Raw genomic sequence first — 19,615 nt, 5'->3', positions numbered from 1 at the left:
AACCCCCCCCCCCCCCCCCCCCCCCCCCCCCCCCCCCCCCCCCGCCCCCCCCCCCGGGCGGCAACCCGGGCGTCAGGCGAGCCGGGACAGCGCCGCCGGGAGCGGGCCGGGGGTCAGCACGCCCAGCCGCTGGGTGGCGCGGGTGAGCGCGACGTACAGGTCGTTGACGCCGCGGGCGCCCTCGTCCAGCACCCCCTGCGGGTCGACGACGAGCACCGAGTCGAACTCCAGGCCCTTGGCGTCGGTCGGGGTGAGCACCACCGGGCCGAGCGAGGAGTCCGCCGCCGCGCCGGCGCTGACGCCGGGCAGCACCGCGCCGACCGCGGCCGCCACGGCGGCCACCCGGCTCGGCGGGACGACGAGGGCCAGGGTGCCCCCCTCGCCGGCGAACCGGACGGCGGCCTGCGCCGTCCGCTCGGCGAGCACGGCCTCGCCGGTCTCCTCGGCCCACGGCTGCTCGCCGCCCTCGCGCACCGACCGCGGCGGGGTGAGCCCCGAGCCGCCGGCGGCCAGCACGTCCGCGGCGACGGCCATGATCGCCGCCGGCGTCCGGTAGTTGACCGTCAGCTCCTCCAGCCGCCAGGCCGGGCCGACGTGCGGGGTGAGCACCTCGTCCCAGCGGGCGGCGCCGGCGAGCGAGCCGGTCTGCGCGACGTCGCCGACGACGGTCATCGACCGGGTCGGGCAGCGCCGCACCAGCAGCCGCCACGCCATGGGGGAGAGCTCCTGCGCCTCGTCGACGACGACGTGGCCGAAGGTCCAGGTGCGGTCGGCGGCGGCCCGCTCGGCGGTGGTGCGCAGGTCCAGCTCGCGCTGCCGGTCGGCCAGCTGCTCGGCGGTGATCAGGTCGCCGGCGCTGAGCACCTCGGCCTCCTCGTCGCTCTCCTCCAGGTCGGTCGAGCGCGAGCCGTGCAGCAGGTCGAGGGTGGCCTGGGCCTCGGCCAGCCGGCGCCGGCGGGAACGCGCGGCCCGGCCGCGCTCGGCGGAGTCGTCGGTGCCGAGCAGCTCGTCGGCCTCCTCCAGCAGCGGGACGTCGGCCGGCGTCCACTCCGCCGTGGCCGGCCGGCGCAGCAGCGCCCGCTCGGCCTCGGTCCAGCCGGGGGTCGCCGCGGCGATCCGCTCGGGGGAGGAGTACAGGTCGCGCAGCAGCTGCTCGGGGGTCAGCCGCGGCCACAGCCGCTGCACCAGGTCGCGGACGGCGGGGTCGGAGGCGACCTCCCGGCGCAGCGCGGCCACGTCGCCGCGGTCGAGCAGGTTGGCGCCGCCGCGCACGTCGGCGCCGATCCGGTCGGCGTAGCGGCGGGCCAGCAGGTCGACGATCCGCCGGGCGAACTCCGGCCGGGCGAGGTTGTGCAGCCGGGCGGCGTTGCGGGCGGCGCGGCCGGCGCGGGCGACGTCGACCGGGCGCAGCCGCAGCGCGATCCCGTCGATCGTCACCTCGACCGGGGCGTCGGGGACGACCTGGCGGTCGGCCACGGCGCGCTCGAGCACGCCCACCATGGCGGCCCGGCCCTTGATCTCGGCCACCTCGGGGGCCTCCTCGGCGCGCGCGTCGATGCCCGGCCGCAGCTGGCCCAGGCCCGACAGGAGCACGCCGGTCTCGCCGAGGGAGGGCAGCACGTCGGCGATGTAGCGGAGGAAGGTCGGCGTGGGACCGACGACGAGCAGCCCGCGGCGGGCCAGCCGCTCGCGGTGGGTGTAGAGCAGGTAGGCCGCCCGGTGCAGGGCCACGGCGGTCTTGCCGGTGCCCGGCCCGCCCTGCACGACCAGGACGCCGTTCGCGTCGCTGCGGATGATCCGGTCCTGCTCGGCCTGGATGGTCCGCACGATGTCGGTCATGCGGCCGGTGCGCTGCTCGCCGAGGGCGGCCAGCAGCGCCGCCTCGCCGGTCAGCTGCAGGCCCTCGGTGCCGGCCGCGCCGGCGGCGTCGAGCAGCTCGTCGTCCAGCCGGACGACGGTGCGCCCGCGGGTGCGGATGTGCCGGCGGCGGACGACGCCCAGCGGGTGCACCGGGGTGGCGGTGTAGAACGGCCGCGCCGCGGGCGCGCGCCAGTCGACCAGCGCGGGGTCCTGGCCGGGGTCGTCGGCGGCCAGGCCGATCCGGCCGACGTAGAGGGCGCCGTCGCCGGCACGGTCGATGCGGCCCACGCAGAGGCCGGCCTCGGCGGCGTCGAGCGCGGTGACCCGCTCGGACTGGAAGCGCACGGTCGCGTCGCGCTCCTGCAGCGCCTGCGGATCGACCGCCGGCCAGGTGATCGCCTGGCGCAGCCGGGTGGCGGCGAGGTCGCGGGCGGCGTCGAGGCGGGCGTAGAGGTCGCTGACGTAGGCCTGCTCGGTGGCCAGGGCCTCAGCTGCCGGGGTACCGGCCGCCGGGGTGCCGGCGGCGGTGGGGACGACGTCGGACTGGGTCGTCGACAATGCACTTCTCTCTGCTAGAATGGCTCTAGTTCGGTTCTTCCGTGCCATTCGGCGCCCATTCCTGGCGCGTTTCGGCAACTCCCCATTCTGCGCAGACCGGCGGCGTCCTGTCATCCAGGCGCACGGTGATCCCGGGCGCGCGACCGGTCTGCACGGCCCCGCCGGGTGGCACGATCCCGCCCGTGGCAGGCGAGGCCACCCCCCGGCTGACGGGGCGGGTGCAGTGCGCGGTGCTCGGCCCGCTGGAGGTGCGGGCCGGTGGCTGGCCGCTGCCCCTGGGCGGCCGCAAGCAGCGGCTGGTGCTGGCCGCGCTGCTCCTGGCCGCCGGGCGCACCGTCTCGGCCGACCGGCTGGTCGACCTGCTGTGGGGCGAGTCGGCACCCGAGGGGGTGCGCAACACCCTGCAGGTGCACGTGTCGGGAGTGCGCCGGCTGCTGCAGCCGGCGGGTCTGACCGTGCTCCGGCGGGAGCCGGGCTACCTGCTCGAGACCGGTCCCGGCCGGCTGGACCTGGCCGACTTCCGCGCGCTGGCCGAGGAGGGGCGTGCCGCGCTGCGCGCCGGCCGGGCCGCCGACGCGGTGGGCGCGCTGGACGCCGCCCTCGCGCTCTGGCGCGGCCGCGCGCTGGCCGACCTGGCCGACGAGCCGGGGCTGGCCGCCGAGCTCGGGGCGCTGGAGGAGGAGCGGCTGGCCGCTCTCGCCGCGCGGCTGGAGGCGCACCTGGCTCTCGGCCGCGCCGCCGAGGTGACCGCGGAGCTCGCCGACCTCGTGGCCGCCGAACCGCTGCACGAGCACCTGCGGGCGCTGCTGGTGCGCGCGCTCTACGGCGGCGGGCGGACCGCCGACGCCCTGGCGGTGCTGCGCGCCGGCCGGCGGGTGCTCGCCGAGGAGCTGGGGGCCGAGCCCGGTCCGGAGCTGCGGGACCTGGAGCGGGCGGTGCTGGCGGGGGAGGACCTGCGGGGTCTGGAGCGGGAGGCCGCGCCGTTCCTCGTCTTCACCGACGGCGCGGGGGAGCAGCGGGTGGTGGCGCTGGACCCGGCGTCCTCGCCGGTGACCGTCGGCCGCGGGCGGGAGAACACGGTGGCGCTGCCCTGGGACGCCGAGGTGTCGCGGACCCACGCACGGCTGGAGTGGGCGCGGCTGGGCTGGGTGCTGGTGGACGTCTCGCGCAACGGCTCCCTGGTCGACGGGACGGCGGTGCGCGGCCGGCGGCTGCTGCGCGACGGTGCGGTGCTGCGGATCGGCGGGACGGTGCTGCTGTTCCGGTCGGCCGGCCCGTCGGTCGCCGTCCCGGAGCGGGACGACGTCCGCACCGCCGAGGCGCCGGTCCGGCTGCTGGCCGGCCTGGACGAGGCGGAGGCGGCGGTGCTGGCCACCGTGCTGGCGGCCGCGCCGGGTGCGTTCGCCGCCGGGCACCGGCCGGAGGCGCTGCTGGCCGAGGCGCTGGCGCTGACGGAGGCGGAGGTCGACGCGGTGGTCGGGGCGCTGTGCCGGCGGTTCGGGGTGCCCGACACGGGACCGGCCCGGGTCCCCGAGCTGGGGACCCGGGCGCGGGGCCTGGGGCTGGGTGCGGCCTGAGGGGAGGTCCCCCCGGCCGGCGCGGGCTCAGGCGAGCCCCAGCGACAGGGCCTCGATGATCTGCTCGACCACCGGGTCCTGGGCGTCGGCCGAGGTGGCGACGGTCTGCGGGGTGCCGGTGGGCTCGATGCCGGAGTCGGCGTTGCCGTCCTCGGCCTCGGTGCTGAACAGGTAGTCGTAGCCGTACCCGTAGCTGTAGGTGGCCTCCCAGTAGACCCAGCCGTCGGCCTCGACGAAGACGTAGGTCACCGACGCGTAGGCGTAGGCGTAGGGATCGGCGGCCTCCCAGACGTCGGAGTAGCCGTCGTCGTTCGTGTCGTAGGCGAGGGTGTCGACGTAGCCGTCGTAGTCGGTGTCGGCGCCCCAGACGTCGGGCAGGCCGTTGTAGGTGGTGTCGACGCCGACCTCCTCGACGTAGCCGTCCTCGTCGGAGTCGAAGGCCCAGGCCTCGGCCCAGCCGTCGCCGTCGCCGTCCACGCCGATGGCCTCGACGTAGCCGTCCTCGTCCCAGTCCGCCGCCCAGGTGTCCTCCCAGCCGTCGTAGTTGGTGTCGAGGGCGATGGTGTCGATGTAGCCGTCGTAGTCGTTGTCGTAGGCGTTGAAGGCGACGTCGGCCGACGCGGTGCCGGCGCCGGCGAGGGCCAGGCCGGCGGCGGCCAGGACCGGGACGGTGGTGCGGACGAGGGTGCGGGTGAGGCGGGTGCGGGCCATCGGAGGAGTCCTCTCGGGGGTGGGAACCCCTGGTGGGCTCCCGGTGAGAGGACGGTCGCGCCGGGCGCTGAAGGACCGCTGAAGCCGGATGTGACCGGACTCGCGCTGCCCGGCGGCAACGGCAACCCGGGGGACACCTCCGCGTCACGACCGCTGCCTAGCGTCGGCTGCGACGGTCGGGAGACCCCCGGCCGACCGAGCCGAGAGGGGGAGCCATGAGCGCGACCACCACCACCCGGAGCAGCGACCGGGCGTCCTGGACCTGCCCGAACTGCGCGCGCGAGACCCGCGCGCCCCGCAAGCGCTGCCGGGACTGCGGGACCTCCCGCTACTGATCCCGCGGCCGCGCCGCTGGGCTGAGGCCCGGCCACGAGCGGTGTGCGGTGGGTGCCCGGTTCCGCCGGGGACCGGGCACCGGGTGCACATCGCGTGCAGCACGCGGTCGGAGGGGCCTCAGGCCGCCGGCGGCTCGCCCCGCAGCCGGACCACGGCCGCCCGGAACCGGTTGCGGCCGACCAGCCGCCAGACCAGCCGGGTGCCCCGGGACTGACCGGACAGCAGCCGGGCCCGCTCGCCGGGGCAGGCGTCCTCGAGGGCGAGCCCCAGGACCATCAGCCGCTCGCGGCCCGACAGGCCGCCGCGGGCGCCGGCGGTGATGGCCGTCCAGGCGTCGGCCGGCAGGTGGGCGCCGACCAGCGGCAGCAGGTCGCGCTCCTCGGCGGCCGTCTGTGCCTCGACGGCCTCGGCGAGCACCAGGCAGGCCATCGCGAAGGCGTCGCGGGCCGGCGGGGTGTGCGCCACCGCCCACTGGCGGGCGGCGGTGGAGATGTCACGGAGCATGTGGTCCAGCCGGGCGCAGCGCGCGGTCCAGTCGGCGACGAGCTCCCGGGCGGCGTCGGCCTCGGCGGCGGGGACGGCGCGCAGCAGCGCGGGCCAGAGCAGCTCGCGCTCGGTGGCGTGGTGGGTGAGGAGCAGCCGGCCGATCAGGTCGGCGTGGCCGGTGAGGGCGGCGGTGCGGGCGACGTCGTCGGCCGGCGCCCAGGTGGAGAGCTCGGCGAGCAGGCGCAGCTCACGGCGGACCAGCTGGTGCAGCACCCGCTGGTAGGAGACGGCGCGGGTGGGCAGCGCGGGCGCCGGGGCGGTCACGGCGGTGGGGCGGGGGAGGACCGCGGTGGCGGTCATGGGACACCTCGAGGCGTTCGATGCGGTTTCGGATGTCGAGAATGTAGGGACCGGGACGTCCCGACCGACAGGGATCTGCGTCCCGTTCCGCCCGGGAATCCGCGGAAATCGTCCTCGGGAGGGAGGAGCCCTCCGTCGCGCGGCGGACCCCGTCCGGGGAACTCGTCGGTCAGGGGCGGGACAGGGACCGTGCCGTCCCGTACGGTCGCCAGGTGAGCGTGATCATGCGCAACCGGGTGCGCGTGAGCGGGGCCCCGGACGGCCGGCCCGTCGTCTTCGCCCACGGGTTCGGCTGCGACCAGGCGATGTGGCGGTTCGTCGCGCCCCGGTTCGAGCACGACCACCGCGTCGTCCTCTTCGACCACGTCGGCTCCGGCCGCTCCGACCTGTCGGCCTACGACCCCGACAAGTACGGGTCGCTGCGCGGGTACGCCGCCGACGTCGTCGAGATCTGCCGCGAGCTGGAGCTCACCGACGTCGTCCTGGTGGGGCACTCGGTGAGCGCCATGATCGGCGTGCTGGCCGCCCAGCAGGCGCCCGAGCTGTTCGGCGCGCTGGTCATGGTCGGGCCCAATCCGCGCTACGTCGACGACGGCGAGTACACCGGGGGCTTCAGCCGTGCCGACATCATCGGCCTGCTGGAGTCGCTGGACAGCAACCACCTCGGCTGGTCGGCCGCGATGGCCCCGGTGATCATGGGGAACGCCGACCGGCCGGAGCTGGCCGCGGAGCTGACCAACAGCTTCTGCCGCACCGATCCCGACATCGCCCGGCAGTTCGCCCGGGTCACGTTCCTCTCCGACAACCGGGCCGACCTCGACGGGGTCCGCGTGCCCACGCTGGTGCTCCAGTGCAGCGCGGACGCCATCGCCCCCGAGGTGGTCGGCCGCTACGTGCACCAGCGGGTGGCCGGCAGCGTCTTCACCCAGCTGGCCGCGACCGGGCACTGCCCCCACCTGAGCGCGCCCGACGAGACGACGGCGGCCATCCGGGCGTTCCTGACCGAGCCGGCCCGGCCGGTCCGCCTCGTCCCGACCCCGCGATGAGCGCCGTGGCCGACGCCACCGACGACCTCGCCGACGAGCCGGACGACCTCGGCTCGCTGCTCGACGACGACCCCGCCGACCTCTACGAGAACGCCCCCTGCGGCTACCTCTCCACGCTCCCGGACGGCCGGATCGTCAAGGTCAACCGCACCTTCACCGTGTGGTCGGGGCGCGCCCGCCGCGAGCTGCTCGGTCACCGGTTCCCCGACCTGCTGACCGTGGGCGGGCGGGTCTTCTACGAGACGCACCTCGCGCCGCTGCTGCGGATGCAGGGAGCGGTGCAGGAGGTAGCCCTCGACCTCGCGCTGCCCGGCGGCGGCACGCTGCCGTGCCTGGTCAACGCCGTGGAGGTCCGCGACGCCGCCGGGGACCCGGTGCTGATCCGGACGACGCTGTTCGAGGCCACCTCGCGCCGCCGCTACGAGCGGGCGCTGCTGGCCGCCCAGCGCACCGCCGCGGAGAGCGAGGCGCGCTCGCGCACCGTGCAACAGGTGGTCAGCGACCTGGCCGCCGCGGTGTCGGCGCAGGACGCCGCCGAGGTGGTCGTGGGCCGAGCCCGGGCCGCGGTGCGGGCGCGGGCCAGTGCCCTGTGGCTGGTCACCGGCTCCGGTGCCGGCGGTCCCCCCGCCGTCGAGCTCGCCGCCTCCTCCGGGCTGCCCCCGGAGCTGGGCCGCCGCCTGGAGGCGTCGGCGGCCCGCGGGGCGGCGGTGCTCCGGACCGGGCAGGTGCGGGTGGTGCCGGTGGCCGATCCGCTCGCCGCCGCCGAGCCGGAGCTGGCCGCGGCGCTCGGTGCCGAGGGGATCGACGCCCTCGTGGTCGTCCCGGTGTCGGCCGACGGCCGGCACCTCGGCGTGCTGGTGCTGCTGCTCGGAGCGGCGGAGCAGGGGGACCTGATCGACCTGGCCGAGCCGGGCCACGGGGGCGACCTCGCACCGGCCGACGCCGATCTGCTGTGGACCATCGGCCGTCAGGCGGGGCAGACCCTGGAGCGGGTGCGGCTGCACGAGGAGACCGCGCGGCAGGCAGCCCGCTCGGCGTTCCTCCTCGACGCCGCCCGGCTGATGGCGGCCGCGGCCGGCGTGCGGGAGACGGTGGAGCGGCTGGCCGACCTCGCCGTCCCCCGGCTGGCCGACCTGTGCGTCATCGACCTCACCGACGAGCACGGCCCCACCCGGCCGGCCGCCCGGCACGCCGACCCGGCCCGCGCGGCCGTGGCCGAGGAACTGCGCGATATGCACCTGCCCACGACCGGCGGACCGCACCCGGCGCTGGAGGCCCTGACCACCGGGCGCACCGTGGTGGTGCCCGAGGTGACCGACGAGTGGCTGGCCTCGGTCACCCGCGACGAGCGGCACCTGGCGCTGGCCCGCGAGCTCGGCCTGCGCAGCGTGGTCTGCGTGCCGCTGGTCGCCGACGGCCGCCCGCTCGGGGTGATCACGCTGTGCGCCGACGCCCGGCGCGGCACCTTCTCGACCGCCGACGTCGACGTCGCCGAGCAGCTGGCGCTGCAGGTCTCCCAGGTGGTCGACAAGGCCCAGCGGCTGGAGCTGGAGACGCGGACCTCGCACACGCTGCAGGCCAACCTGCTGCCGCCCAGCCCGCCGCGCGTGGAGGGGCTGTCGGTGGCGGTCCGGTACGTGGCCGCCACCCGGGGCGCCGACGTCGGCGGCGACTTCTACGACGTGGTGCCGCTGGCCGCCGACCAGGTCGGCCTGGCCGTCGGGGACGTCGTCGGGCACGACATCACCGCCGCGGCCACGATGGGCCAGCTGCGCAGCGTCTACCGGGCGCTGCTGCCCGACCGGCCGCCGCCGAGCGCGGTCATCGACCGGCTGCAGGCCGGCTGGTCGCTGCTGGGCCTGCAGCGGATGGCCACCGCGCTGTTCGGCACGCTGGACCCCGGCACCGGCCAGCTGCGCCTGGCCTCCGCCGGGCACCTGCCGCCGCTGCTGCTCGAGGGCGGGCAGGCGTGGTTCCTCGACGTCCGGCCCAGCCGGATGCTCGGGGCACCGCCGGCGCCGAGCCCGGCGGCCGAGTGGGCGGGGGTGCTGCCGGCCGGCGCGACGCTGGTGCTGTTCACCGACGGGCTGGTCGAGAGCCGGACCGCCGACATCGACGAGGGGCTGGCCGCGCTGCTGTCCGCGGCGACCGCGCACGCCACCGCCGATCCGGGGGAGCTGGTCGACCGGCTGCTCGAGGAGCTGGTCGGCGAGCACCGGGCCGACGACGTCGCGCTGCTGGCGATCACCCGGCTGCCCTGACCGGTGACGGCGGGTCGCGGCGCGCGGACGCGGCTCCCGGAGGTCGGCCGCGGTCGCGCGGAGCGCTGCCGGGGGGCCGACCATCGCAGCACCGAGCTCGGAGGTGCGGCATGGGCGGTGCGAGCGACCCGCCGGTGGAGGCCACGCTGAGGGAGGCCATCGACGGTGCCACCGTCGATCCGTCGATGTCCGGCGACGCCATGCGCTGGTCGCCGGAGCTCGCCGCGCAGCCACCGGGGCCGCGGCGGCCGGCCCGGGCCTTCCCCGGCATCGAGGCCGGCTCCGGCCTCGGGGCCCTGCTGGCGCTGGACGCGCCGGCGGTGCACCGGCTGGTCTCGGAGGCGCTGAGCTCGCTGGCCGGCGTCGCCGGGGAGCTGCGGGCGCTGCTGCCCGCGCCTCCGCCGCCTCCCGACGACGAGGACTGACCGCCCCGCGCGCCGCGGGCCGGACCGCCCTGTAGAACCGGGGAGGACACCGGCCGCACGCGGATGGGGAGACGCCCGGAGATGAGCAGCAGCCCACTGACCCTGGCGCCCGCGCCGCGGTCGGAGGCGGCCGAGCAGGTGCGCGCGGAGGTACGGGAGTTCCTCGCCGCCGAGCTCGCCGCCGGCACCTTCACCACGCACGTGGACACCTGGCTGTCCGGCGTCGACCCGGAGTTCTCCCGGAAGCTCGGCGCCCGCGGCTGGCTCGGCATGACCTGGCCGAAGCGCTACGGCGGGCACGAGCGCTCGGCCATGGAGCGCTACGCGGTGACCGAGGAGCTGCTCGCCGCCGGGGCGCCGGTCGCCGCGCACTGGATCGCCGACCGCCAGTCCGGGCCGAACCTGCTCCGGTACGGCACCGAGGCGCAGCGGCAGGCCATCCTGCCGCGGATCGCGGCGGGGGAGTGCTACTTCGTCATCGGCATGAGCGAGCCGGACTCCGGCTCCGACCTCGCCTCGATCCGCACCCGGGCGACCCGCACCGCCGACGGCGACTGGCTGGTCAACGGCGCGAAGGTGTGGACGTCGAACGCGCACGCCTCCCACTACGGGATCGTGCTCGTGCGCACCTCGCCACCCGGCGACGGCCCCCGCGGGCGGCACCAGGGCCTGTCGCAGCTGCTGGTCGACCTGTCGCTGCCGGGCATCACCGTCAACCCGATCCGCATCCTCGACGGCGGGCACCACTTCAACGAGGTGGTCTTCGAGGACGTCGTCGTCCCCGGCGACATGCTGCTCGGCGAGGAGGGCGCCGGCTGGCACCAGGTGACCGCGGAGCTGGCGTTCGAGCGGTCGGGTCCGGAGCGGTTCCTCTCCACGTGGCCGCTGATCGCGGAGTTCGGCCGCCGGGCGGCCGCCTCCGGCGACCCGGCCCAGCTGGCCGCGCTCGGCCGGCTCACCGCGCGGGCGATGGCCCTGCGGCAGCTGTCGCTGCGGATCGCCGCGGCCCTGGACCGCGGGGAGCTGCCCGACATCCCGGCGGCGCTGGTCAAGGACGTGGGGACGACGTTCGAGGGCGACGTCGTCGACGAGGTGCGCCGGGTGGTCGACGTCCCGGCGTCCCTGGACTCGCCCGATCCGCTGGGACGGGCGCTGGCCGAGGCGCAGCTGCACGCGCCGGGCTACACGCTGCGCGGCGGCACGAACGAGATCCTGAAGGGGATCGTGGCGAGGGGGCTGGGTCTGCGATGACGACGGCGAGTGAGCATCGCAGCGAGGGACGGGCGCGGAGCGGGGCGAGCGCGGAGTCGAGCCAGGGGGCGCGGCGATGAGCGACCAGGACCTGGTGGTCGAGACCGTCCGCGACATCCTCGGCGGGCACGAGCCGTTCGTGCTGACCGCCGAGCGCCCCTGGGACGAGGGTCTCTGGACCGCGCTGGCCGACGCGGGGCTGACCGGGGTCGGGCTGCCCGAGGAGGCCGGCGGCTCCGGTGGCGAGCTCGCCGACGCGGTGGCGGTCGTGCGCACGCTGGCGGCCGGCGCCGCGGCGGTACCCGTGGCCGAGCAGCTGCTCGTGGCCGGCCCCGCGGTGGTCGCCGCCGACCTCGACCTGCCCGCGCCGGACCGGCCGCTGACCTTCGCCGTCGCCGACGCGGTCACCGCCGAGCCCTCCGACGACGGCGACGGCCCGGGTCGCTGGGTGCTCACGGGCACCGCGACCGACGTGCCGTGGGCGGGGGTGGCGGCGTCGTTGGCGCTGCTGGTCCCCGCGCCGGCCGGCATCGAGGGCGCCGTCCTGGCGCTGGCCGACGTCGCCGGCCGGCCGGCCACGTCCGCGGCCAACCTCGCGGGGGAGCCCCGCGGCTCGCTGGTGCTCGACGGCGTGGCGGCGTCGGGTGCGCTGCTGCGCCCGGAGCAGGCGGCGGACCTGCGGGCGCGCTACGCGCTGGCCCGGGCGGTGCAGATGTCGGCGGCGCTGGAGCAGGTGCTGGCGCTGACGGTGCGGTACGCGGGCGAGCGGGTGCAGTTCGGCCGGCCGCTGGGGAGGTTCCAGGCCATCCAGATGGAGCTGGCCGAGATGGCCGGCCAGGTGACGGCGACCGCCGCGCTGGTCGACGCGGCGGTGCAGGCCGCCGACCGTGGCGCGGACCCGGCCGTGGCCGCGGCGGCGGCCAAGGTGCGGGCCGGCATGGCGGTCGAGGTCGTGGCCCGGCTCGCGCACCAGGTGCACGGGGCGATCGGGTTCACCCAGGAGCACCGGCTGCACCACCTCACCCGGCGGCTGTGGTCGTGGCGCGACGAGGCGGGCACCGAGGCGGCGTGGGCCCCGGTGCTCGGGGCCGGCCTGCTCGCCGGCGGCGCCGACGACCTCTGGCCGGCGTTCACCCGTGCGCTGTGAGGCTCACCCCGGGCGCCGCCCGGCGTAGAGGCGGACCGGTGACGGCCAGGTGCGGGGTACCTCCTGCACGTCGGCCAGCCCCGCCGACCGCAGCACGCCGAGGAGCTCCTCGCCCCGCCACGGGCGGCCGCCGCAGCGCACCGTGCGCAGGTCGGTGAGCAGCTCGGACAGCCGGTCCGGCGGGCCGGTGAAGGTGCCCGGCAGCAGCCAGCCGCCCGGGGCCAGGGCGCGGACGGAGGCGGTCACCACGGCGGGCACCACCTCGGCGGGCAGGAACGGCATCGGCAGCCAGACGGCGTCGTAACGGCTCTCCTCGGCGAGCCGGGCGGCGTCCTGGACGCGGAGGGTGACCCGGTCGGCCAGCCCGGCCTCGGCGACGTTGCGGCGGGCGAGGTCCAGGGCGGGCTCGAAGACGTCGATCCCCACCACGGTCAGCGCGGGGTGCGCGCGGACCAGGGCGATCGCCAGCCACCCGGTGCCGGTGCCCACGTCGAGCAGGCAGGCCCCCGGCGTGGCCAGCCGCCGCCCGAGGCCGGGGAGCAGCGCCTCGGCCGCGCGGACGGCGTCGGCGATGCCCATCGACATGCGGCCGATGCTCTGCAGCAGAGGGACGTCCACCTGGTCCCAGCCGCCGGCCCGGCCGGGGTTGTCGACCAGCTCGGCCGCCTGGCGCAGGAAGGTGCGGACCAGGCCGACCACGGGCGCCGCGGCGTCGGCGTCCGGGGGAGCGCCGCCGGTGAGCTCCGCGGCGATGGCGGCGAGCAGGTCGCGGACCGCGGGGTCGGCGGGGACGTCCTCGGTCTGCAGCCGGACGTGCGCGGCGAGGGCCGCCAGCGCGTCGGTGGCGGCGCCGAGACGCACGGCCTCGGCCATCGGTGCGGTCCCGGCCATCGGGGCGGTCGCTCCCATGTCGTTCCTCCCGGGGAGGCCGGTGCCCGCCGTGGGCGGGCACCGGCCCGCGCTCAGACGGTCTCCGGCACGCGCAGGTGCGCGAGGACGAGGTCGAACGCGGCGACCTCGGTGATCTCCGCGCCCATGCGCTCGGCGAACTCCGTGCGCATCGCCCGTCCCTGGTCGGCCGCGGCCTCCATCGACCGGCGGCTGTCGTAGGTGACGGCGGTGACCGCGCGGCCGCTGGCGCGGTCGACCAGCAGGCTGCAGCTGCAGAACCCCGGCAGGTCCTCCATGCGCGACAGCAGGGTCATCCGGAAGGCGTCGACCATGTCGTCCACGCGGGCCGGGTCGCCCTGCGACCAGATCAGCCGGCAGCAGCCGGTGTCGCCGGCCTCGGACATCCGGTGCAGGAGGGCGATCTCCCACTCCTGCACCTCCGGGGTGCCGCCGAACATCTCCGCGGCGCGGTCCCGCGACTCACGCACGCTCTCCGCGGAGGCGCGCATCGCCCCCTCGTCGGCCCAGGCGGTCGTGACGATGCACCGGCCGGCCTCCCGGTCGGCGAGCATCGACAGCCCGACGCAGCCGCTCATGCCCTGGACCATGGGCATCACCTCGTCGCGGACCATGGCGATGCCCTCGTCGAGGGCCTGCGGGTTGCCCCGGATGGTGGTCGATCGGGCGTACATGCCACCACTCCTCTCCCTGGCGGGACGGCGGCACCCGGGCGGCGCCGCCGCGCGAGCCACGGTCCTCCACCGGGGAAGGTGCGGACACGGCCACAGGTCCCTGCCCGGGTGCGCGGCTCAGCCGCTGTGCACCGCCTCCCGCGGGACCTCGGCCCGCGCCGCGCGGCGGTCCTGCAGGTGCACCCGCGCCATCACCACCAGGCCCACCACGACGACTCCCGCGGCCGCGGCCAGCGCCACCGCGTCGCCCAGGAGCAGCAACCCGCCGCCGGCCAGCGCACCGGCGGCCATCAGCACGACCGCGCCGCCGCGCCGCAGCGAGTGCTCGCCGGTGCCGCCCCCGGCCCGGGACTCGCTGACCCAGCTGGTGAGCGTCATGGTCAGGACCACCGTCGAGACGTCGGGCACCCCGAACCGCCGGGCGACCACGGCCTGCATGCCCATCCCCGCGCTCAGGGCGACGGTGACACCCACGACCAGCGCCTCCGGGGCATGCGGGACGACGGCGAACAGCACCGCGGCCCCGGCCGCGGCCAGCGCCAGGACGCCGACGAGGACCAGCGACGGCAGCGGCACCGGCACCGCGGCGGGCCGGGAGCGCAGCACGCGGCCGGCGATCAGCGCGCCGATCGCGAAACCGCCCAGCGCCGCGGCGGCCAGCCCGACGGGGATGTCCTGGTCGGTGCTCAGGCCCATGCCGAGCAGCACGATGTTGCCGGTCATGTTGGCGGTGAAGACCCGCTCCAGGCCCAGGTAGCTGATCGCGTCGAACAGGCCGGTGCCGAAGGTCAGCACGAAGGCCGCGGTCTGGAGCCGGTGTCGGGGCGCGCGGGTCCGTGGCGCGCTCATGCGGGCAGGTCCACCACGGCCGCCCGGCCGTCCGACCGGGGATCGCTGGCCGCGGTGAACGTGCCGCCGTCGACCTGGACGACCTGGGCGTGCCCCAGCATCTCCGAGTGCGGCGGGTACTCCGACACCCGGTAGCCCCGGGCGGCCACGGCGTCGCGCACCGCCGCCGGGACGTCGGCCTCCATGAGCACGAGGTCCTCGGGATCGCTCGCGCCGAGGCCGCCGACCACCCACCGGGCGCGGCCGACGGCGTCCTCGGGCGAGGCGCCGGCGAGCAGGGCGCCCAGCACCTGGGCGTGGATCTGCGGCTGGGCCTTGCCGCCCATCGTGCCGAGCACCCACGCCGGCTCCTCGCCGCGGGTGACCATGACCGGCATGAGGGTGTGGCCGGGACGCCGGCCCGGCGCCAGGCAGTTGGCGCTGCCGGGGTCGAGGGAGAAGTAGGCGCCGCGGTTGTGCAGCAGCACGCCGGTGGCCGGTTCCAGCAGCAGCGCGCCGAAGGGGTGGAACACGCTCTGGATCAGGCAGGCGGCGTACCCGTCGCTGTCGGCGGCGACCACGGCGACGGTGTCGCCGCGCGGCTGGGCGAAGGCGGTGGGGGCGTCGTCGACGGCCGCGGTGAGGGCGGCCTCCACCGCGGCGGCCAGCGCCTCGTCGGCCAGCACCCCGGCCACGTCCACGTCGCTCCCGCGCGGATCGGCCAGCAGGCGGGCGCGGTCGCGGTTGGCCTGCGACCACAGGGCGGCGAGCACCCCGGCGCCGGCGCCCTCGACGTCGACGCCCTCGGGCAGGTGGTCGAGGGCGCCGAGGACCTGCAGCAGCTGGTAGCCCTGGGTGTTGAGCGGGCTGGTCCAGACGGTGACGCCGCGGAAGTCCCGGTGCAGCGGCGCGGTGGTCTCGGGGGCGTACCCGGCGAGGTCCTCGGCCGTGAGCCGGCTGCCGAGCCCGGCCAGGCCGCCGGCCAGGGCGTCGGCGACCGGCCCGGTGTAGAAGGCCTCCGCTCCGCCGGCCGCCACCGCGGCCAGGGTGGCCGCGAGGGCCGGCTGGCGCAGGGGGGCGCCGGGAGCCAGCAGCTCCCCGGCCGGCGCGAACACCCCCCGCATGCCCGGGTCGGCCAGGATGCCCTCGCCGAAGGCGGCGATCGCCCGGCCCAGGCCGGGGGAGACCTCGACGCCGTCCCGGGCGAGGTCGACGGCCGGCTGCCACAGGTCGGCCCACGGGAGCCGGCCGCCCAGGGCGTGCACGGCGCCGAGGCCGCCGACCGCGCCCGGCACGGTGACGGTGTCGATGCCGACGGTCGGCATCACCGGCCCGACCCGGGCGGCGACGTCCTCGCGGGAGGTGCCCCGTGCGGCGCTGCCGCTGGCGTTGACGCAGGTGATCCGGCCCTCCGGGGTGCGGACCAGGGCGATCAGGTCGCCGCCGACCGAGGTGTTGTACGGGTAGACGACGGTGAGGGCCACGGCGGCGGCCACGGCGGCGTCGACCGCGGTGCCGCCGCGGGCGACGACCTCCGCGGCGACGTCGGTGGCCTGGGCGTGCGGGGTGGCGACGCCGCACCGGCGGGGGGACGGGGGAACGGCGGAGGGCATGCCGGAACTCCGGGGGAGACGGGGGCGGGGCCGGTCAGAGGACGCGGCGGAGGAAGGCGCGGGTCCGGGCGTGCGCCGGCGCGGTGAGGACCTGCTCGGGCGGGCCGGACTCCACGACCACCCCGCCGTCCATGAAGAAGACCGTGTCGGCGACGTCCCGGGCGAAGGCGATCTCGTGGGTGACCACCAGCATCGTGAACCCCTCGCGGGCCAGGTCGGTCATGACCGCCAGGACCTCGTCGACCAGCTCGGGGTCGAGGGCCGACGTCGGCTCGTCGAACAGCAGCACCCGCGGCCGGACGGCCAGGGCCCGCGCGATGGCGACCCGCTGCTGCTGCCCGCCCGAGAGCTGGGCCGGGTAGTGGTCGGCGCGGTCGGCCAGCCCCACCCGGTCCAGCAGGGCCAGGGCCTCGGTGCGGGCCTGCTGCCGGGGGACGCCGTGCACGTGCACCGGCGCCTCCATGACGTTCTCGACCGCCGTGCGGTGGGCCAGCAGGTTGAACCGCTGGAACACCATGGCCGTCGACCGGCGCTGACGGGCGACCTGGCGGCTGTTCAGCGCGTGCCGGCGTCCCCCGGCGACGCGGTAGCCGACCAGCTCGCCGTCGAGGTGGATCGCGCCGTCGTCGGCCTGCTCCAGCTGGTTGATGCAGCGCAGCAGGGTCGACTTGCCCGATCCCGACGGTCCGAGGACGCAGGCCACCTGGCCCGCCGCCACGGTCAGGTCGATCCCCCGGAGGACCTGCGCGTCGCCGAAGGACTTGCACAGGCCGGTGATCTCGATCATCGGCCGGGTGGACGCCTGCGCGACGGCCGGTGCGGACGGCGCGGTGGCGGTGGGCGGGGTCTCAGGCACTGACCGTCTCCTCCAGCTTCTTCATCCGCGCGCGGGCCGCCTTCGGCAGCCCGGTGGACAGCCGCTTCTCGAGCTGCCCCTGGATCAGGGTCAGCACGATCGTGATCAGCCCGTACCAGAAGGTGGCCACCAGCAGCAGGGGGATCTGCTGGAAGTTGCGCGAGTAGATGGCCTGCACGGCGAACATCAGGTCGGCCAGCCCGATGAGGATGACCACCGAGGAGTACTTCAGGATCGAGATGACCTGGTTCATCGTCGGCGGGACGGAGATCCGCGCGGCCTGCGGGAACACCACCCGGCGGAAGACCTGCCACGGGGTCATCCCCATGGCCGTCGCCGCCTCGACCTGGCCGCGGTCCACCGCGAGGACGCCGGCCCGCATGATCTCGGCCATGTAGCCGGCCTCGAACAGGCTCAGCGCGATGATCGCCGCCCCGAGCTGGTTGATGACGTCGTTGGTCTGGAAGGTCGCGAACTCCGGGCCGAACGGGATGCCGATGCTGATGCGCGGCAGCACGGAGGCCAGGAAGAACCAGAACAGCAGCTGGACCAGCAGCGGGATGGTGCGCGAGACGTAGATGGCGGTGAACGCCACCGACCGCAGCGTCGGGCTCGACGAGAGCCGCATGGCCGTGAGCAGCAGCCCCAGCAGCGTGCCGCCGGCCATGCCCGTGACGGTCAGGAGCAGGGTGATCTGCAGGCCGTCCATGACCAGCGGGTGGAACACGTAGTCGGCGAACACCGGCAGGTTGAGCCGGTCGTTGGTGGCCACGAAGTGGACCAGCATCGCGCCGAGCACGAGCACCACGGCGACGTAGAGGAACTCCCGCCAGCGGATGCGCGGGGCCAGGGGCTCCAGCCCGGAGGACGGCCGCTGCGCGCCGGCGACCGTCCCCACCTGGCCGGTCACCGCGCTCACTCCGCCGTCGCCGCGTTGATCGGAGCACCCTCCAGGAGGCTGTCGGCGATGCCGTACTGCTCGCCGAGCTCGGCGAAGGTGCCGTCCTCCTGCAGCTGCAGCAGCGCGGCGACGAAGGCGTCGCGCAGCTCGGTGTCGTCCTTGCGGAACAGCGCGCCACCGGGCACCTCGTTGAAGAACTCGCCGGCGACGTCGAACTGGTCGGGCGAGAGTTCCTCGGTGTAGCTGAGGACGAGGCTGACGTTGAGCGCGGCCGGGGCGCGGCCGGAGCTGATGGCGGTCTGCACGTCGCTCGGGTCCTGCACCACGAGCTTGTCGACCGGCGGCTGACCCGCCGCCTGGCACTCCTCGCTGAGCGCGTCGGCGGTGCGCTCGCCCTGGCTGTTCGCGCCGACGACCGTGGTGACGCCGCAGAGGTCCATCGGCTCCTCGATGCCCTCGGGGTTGCCCTCGGGGACGAGGATCCCGGCGCCGACGTCGACGTAGTCGACGAAGTCCACGGTCTCCTCGCGCTCGGCGGTGTCCACCACGAAGGACATGACCGTGTCGTAGCGCTCGGCCTGCAGGCCGGCGATGAGGCCCGAGAAGTCCCCGGGGGCGAACTCCACCTCCAGGCCCATGAGCCCGGCGGCCGCGCGGGCGAGGTCGGCCTCGAACCCGGTCAGCGTGGTGCCGTCCTCGGCGGTGAAGACCATGGGTGCCAGCTGGGGGTCGACGCCGACGGTCAGCACCCCGGCGTCCCGGACGTCGTCGGGGACCAGCGAGGCGATGTCGTCGTCCTGCTCGACCGACGGGCCGGCGGCCGCGTCGGACTCCTCGTCGGAGGAGCCGCCGCAGGCGGCGAGCGCCAGGGTGCCGCCCAGGGCGAGGGTCAGGGTGAGGGCACGGATCGAGCGCACGAAGGGCCTCCGGTGGGGTCGCGGAACGAACGGCTGGTCGGACCAATCACCCGGAAGGGCGATCCTGGCCGCGAAGTTTGCAACCGAACGATCCACCTGTAAACCCCTGACCCGGGGTTCTCCCGATCGGTATCCGGACGTGATCTGATGTGGCCCGCCGAGGCGGCGGAGCCCGCCTTGGTCCGACCAAGGAGGACCGATGTCGAGTGGTGCGGCCCCGCTGGGCCAGTGGTCGCGGGCCGACACCGTGGCCTCCCGCCTGGAGCGGCAGATCCTGGACGGCACGCTGGCACCCGGCGACCGGCTGCCCCCGGAACGCGAGCTCGCCGAGTCGCTGGGGGTCTCCCGCGGATCGGTGCGCGAGGCGCTGCGCGACCTCGCCGTCCGGGGGCTGGTGGACCGCACCCGCGGCCGGGGGACGACGGTGCTGCGGCCCGGCGGCACGCTGACCGGGCTGGCGCTGGCCGGCGGGCTGGACGCCGACCAGATCGAGCTGGTCCAGGTGATGGACGTGCGCGCCTGCATCGAGCCCTCGGTGGCCGGGCGGGCCGCGCGCAACGCCACCGCGCAGGACGTCGCCCAGCTCGAGGCGCTGCTGGTCGAGATGGAGACCGAGCAGCGGCCGGCGTCCTTCGCCCGCCTGGACCGGACCTTCCACCGCGCGATCGCCCAGTACAGCAGCAACCCGCTGCTGGTGCGGCTGCACGACCGGGTGCAGGAGCTCATCGAGCCGAGCCGCCGGGAGCACCTGCTCACCGCCGACCGGATGCGCTCCTCGCGGCGGGAGCACGACCGGATCGTCGCCGCCATCCGCGCCGGCGACGAGGCGGGCGCGGTCGCCGCCGCCGCGGCGCACGTGGCGAGCGTGCAGCGGCAGATCGCCGGCCGCTGACGCCCCC

At 76.5% G+C, this 19,615-nt stretch carries 17 protein-coding genes; 7 read left to right on the top strand and 10 right to left on the bottom strand.

All coding sequences use genetic code 11. The features are described 5' to 3' along the window. Positions 1-72: 72 nt before the first annotated feature. Positions 73-2,418, bottom strand: a complete 2,346-nt coding sequence (locus ACI79R_RS11440; protein ID WP_456573742.1) for a HelD family protein — start codon at positions 2,416-2,418, stop codon at positions 73-75. Positions 2,419-2,600: 182 nt separating this feature from the next. Here ACI79R_RS11440 and ACI79R_RS11435 point away from each other — a divergent pair, with 182 nt between their 5' ends. Further along, on the top strand, positions 2,601-3,995 hold the full coding sequence (locus ACI79R_RS11435) for a BTAD domain-containing putative transcriptional regulator (protein ID WP_456573741.1): 1,395 nt from the start codon (positions 2,601-2,603) through the stop codon (positions 3,993-3,995). A 27-nt stretch (positions 3,996-4,022) separates the two neighbouring features. Here ACI79R_RS11435 and ACI79R_RS11430 read toward each other — a convergent pair whose 3' ends face one another. Both ACI79R_RS11430 and ACI79R_RS11425 read right to left on the bottom strand, forming a co-directional pair. Then, positions 4,023-4,706 (bottom strand): hypothetical protein, encoded by a 684-nt coding sequence (locus tag ACI79R_RS11430; protein WP_456573740.1) that lies wholly within the window; start codon positions 4,704-4,706, stop codon positions 4,023-4,025. A 453-nt stretch (positions 4,707-5,159) separates the two neighbouring features. Continuing rightward, entirely contained in the window at positions 5,160-5,888 is a 729-nt protein-coding gene (locus tag ACI79R_RS11425) for a hemerythrin domain-containing protein (RefSeq protein ID WP_456573739.1), read from the bottom strand. Positions 5,889-6,100: 212 nt separating this feature from the next. Between ACI79R_RS11425 and ACI79R_RS11420 the strand changes: the two genes are divergently transcribed. The 5 genes from ACI79R_RS11420 to ACI79R_RS11400 all read left to right on the top strand — a co-directional run bounded on the left by ACI79R_RS11420 (position 6,101) and on the right by ACI79R_RS11400 (position 12,018). After that, on the top strand, positions 6,101-6,934 hold the full coding sequence (locus tag ACI79R_RS11420; RefSeq protein WP_456573738.1) for an alpha/beta fold hydrolase: 834 nt from the start codon (positions 6,101-6,103) through the stop codon (positions 6,932-6,934). Continuing rightward, the gene (locus tag ACI79R_RS11415) at positions 6,931-9,195 is read left to right on the top strand and encodes a SpoIIE family protein phosphatase (protein WP_456573737.1); all 2,265 of its coding nucleotides are present in this window, start codon (positions 6,931-6,933) and stop codon (positions 9,193-9,195) included. Before ACI79R_RS11420 ends, ACI79R_RS11415 begins: the two co-directional genes overlap by 4 nt. 110 nt (positions 9,196-9,305) lie before the next feature. Beyond that, the gene (locus tag ACI79R_RS11410; RefSeq protein ID WP_456573736.1) at positions 9,306-9,620 is read left to right on the top strand and encodes a hypothetical protein; all 315 of its coding nucleotides are present in this window, start codon (positions 9,306-9,308) and stop codon (positions 9,618-9,620) included. Between the two features lie 81 nt (positions 9,621-9,701). After that, on the top strand, positions 9,702-10,871 hold the full coding sequence (locus ACI79R_RS11405; RefSeq protein WP_456573735.1) for an acyl-CoA dehydrogenase family protein: 1,170 nt from the start codon (positions 9,702-9,704) through the stop codon (positions 10,869-10,871). A gap of 76 nt (positions 10,872-10,947) precedes the next feature. Beyond that, positions 10,948-12,018, top strand: a complete 1,071-nt coding sequence (locus ACI79R_RS11400) for an acyl-CoA dehydrogenase family protein (protein ID WP_456573734.1) — start codon at positions 10,948-10,950, stop codon at positions 12,016-12,018. 3 nt (positions 12,019-12,021) lie between these two features. On the opposite strand, the gene ACI79R_RS11395 is transcribed toward ACI79R_RS11400, so the two are convergent. The 7 genes from ACI79R_RS11395 to ACI79R_RS11365 form a co-directional block, all read right to left on the bottom strand. After that, positions 12,022-12,927 carry an SAM-dependent methyltransferase gene (locus tag ACI79R_RS11395; protein ID WP_456573733.1) on the bottom strand — a complete coding sequence of 302 codons (906 nt, stop codon included), beginning with the start codon at positions 12,925-12,927 and terminating at the stop codon, positions 12,022-12,024. A gap of 53 nt (positions 12,928-12,980) precedes the next feature. After that, a complete protein-coding gene (locus tag ACI79R_RS11390; RefSeq protein WP_456573732.1) occupies positions 12,981-13,601 on the bottom strand; it encodes an antibiotic biosynthesis monooxygenase in 621 nt (206 codons plus the stop codon). A 117-nt stretch (positions 13,602-13,718) separates the two neighbouring features. After that, on the bottom strand, positions 13,719-14,450 hold the full coding sequence (locus ACI79R_RS11385; RefSeq protein WP_456573731.1) for a YoaK family protein: 732 nt from the start codon (positions 14,448-14,450) through the stop codon (positions 13,719-13,721). Continuing rightward, on the bottom strand, positions 14,447-16,042 hold the full coding sequence (locus tag ACI79R_RS11380; protein ID WP_456573730.1) for a gamma-glutamyltransferase: 1,596 nt from the start codon (positions 16,040-16,042) through the stop codon (positions 14,447-14,449). The genes ACI79R_RS11385 and ACI79R_RS11380 overlap by 4 nt, the downstream gene beginning before the upstream one ends. A 34-nt stretch (positions 16,043-16,076) precedes the next feature. Beyond that, positions 16,077-16,898, bottom strand: coding sequence for an amino acid ABC transporter ATP-binding protein (locus tag ACI79R_RS11375; protein WP_456573729.1), 822 nt, complete (start codon positions 16,896-16,898; stop codon positions 16,077-16,079). Continuing rightward, positions 16,891-17,808 (bottom strand): amino acid ABC transporter permease, encoded by a 918-nt coding sequence (locus ACI79R_RS11370; protein WP_456573728.1) that lies wholly within the window; start codon positions 17,806-17,808, stop codon positions 16,891-16,893. The genes ACI79R_RS11375 and ACI79R_RS11370 overlap by 8 nt, the downstream gene beginning before the upstream one ends. A 5-nt stretch (positions 17,809-17,813) precedes the next feature. Next, complete coding sequence (locus ACI79R_RS11365) at positions 17,814-18,716, bottom strand: ABC transporter substrate-binding protein (RefSeq protein ID WP_456573727.1); 903 nt, start codon at positions 18,714-18,716, stop codon at positions 17,814-17,816. A gap of 199 nt (positions 18,717-18,915) precedes the next feature. Between ACI79R_RS11365 and ACI79R_RS11360 the strand changes: the two genes are divergently transcribed. Continuing rightward, complete coding sequence (locus ACI79R_RS11360) at positions 18,916-19,608, top strand: FadR/GntR family transcriptional regulator (protein WP_456573726.1); 693 nt, start codon at positions 18,916-18,918, stop codon at positions 19,606-19,608. Positions 19,609-19,615 lie beyond the last annotated feature (7 nt).

This window comes from Blastococcus sp. SYSU D00820, from assembly GCF_054050695.1.
This window is presented reverse-complemented; position numbering and strand designations above follow the sequence as displayed.

Excerpts from the sequence above, each read along its gene's own strand:
- ACI79R_RS11360 (WP_456573726.1), top strand. The coding sequence starts at position 18,916 with ATGTCGAGTGGTGCGGCCCCGCTGGGCCAGTGGTCGCGGGCCGACACC.
- ACI79R_RS11410 (WP_456573736.1), top strand. The coding sequence starts at position 9,306 with ATGGGCGGTGCGAGCGACCCGCCGGTGGAGGCCACGCTGAGGGAGGCC.
- ACI79R_RS11395 (WP_456573733.1), bottom strand. The coding sequence starts at position 12,927 with ATGGGAGCGACCGCCCCGATGGCCGGGACCGCACCGATGGCCGAGGCC.
- ACI79R_RS11430 (WP_456573740.1), bottom strand. The coding sequence starts at position 4,706 with ATGGCCCGCACCCGCCTCACCCGCACCCTCGTCCGCACCACCGTCCCG.
- ACI79R_RS11400 (WP_456573734.1), top strand. The coding sequence starts at position 10,948 with ATGAGCGACCAGGACCTGGTGGTCGAGACCGTCCGCGACATCCTCGGC.
- ACI79R_RS11405 (WP_456573735.1), top strand. The coding sequence starts at position 9,702 with ATGAGCAGCAGCCCACTGACCCTGGCGCCCGCGCCGCGGTCGGAGGCG.
- ACI79R_RS11415 (WP_456573737.1), top strand. The coding sequence starts at position 6,931 with ATGAGCGCCGTGGCCGACGCCACCGACGACCTCGCCGACGAGCCGGAC.
- ACI79R_RS11385 (WP_456573731.1), bottom strand. The coding sequence starts at position 14,450 with ATGAGCGCGCCACGGACCCGCGCGCCCCGACACCGGCTCCAGACCGCG.
- ACI79R_RS11380 (WP_456573730.1), bottom strand. The coding sequence starts at position 16,042 with ATGCCCTCCGCCGTTCCCCCGTCCCCCCGCCGGTGCGGCGTCGCCACC.
- ACI79R_RS11425 (WP_456573739.1), bottom strand. The coding sequence starts at position 5,888 with ATGACCGCCACCGCGGTCCTCCCCCGCCCCACCGCCGTGACCGCCCCG.
- ACI79R_RS11390 (WP_456573732.1), bottom strand. The coding sequence starts at position 13,601 with ATGTACGCCCGATCGACCACCATCCGGGGCAACCCGCAGGCCCTCGAC.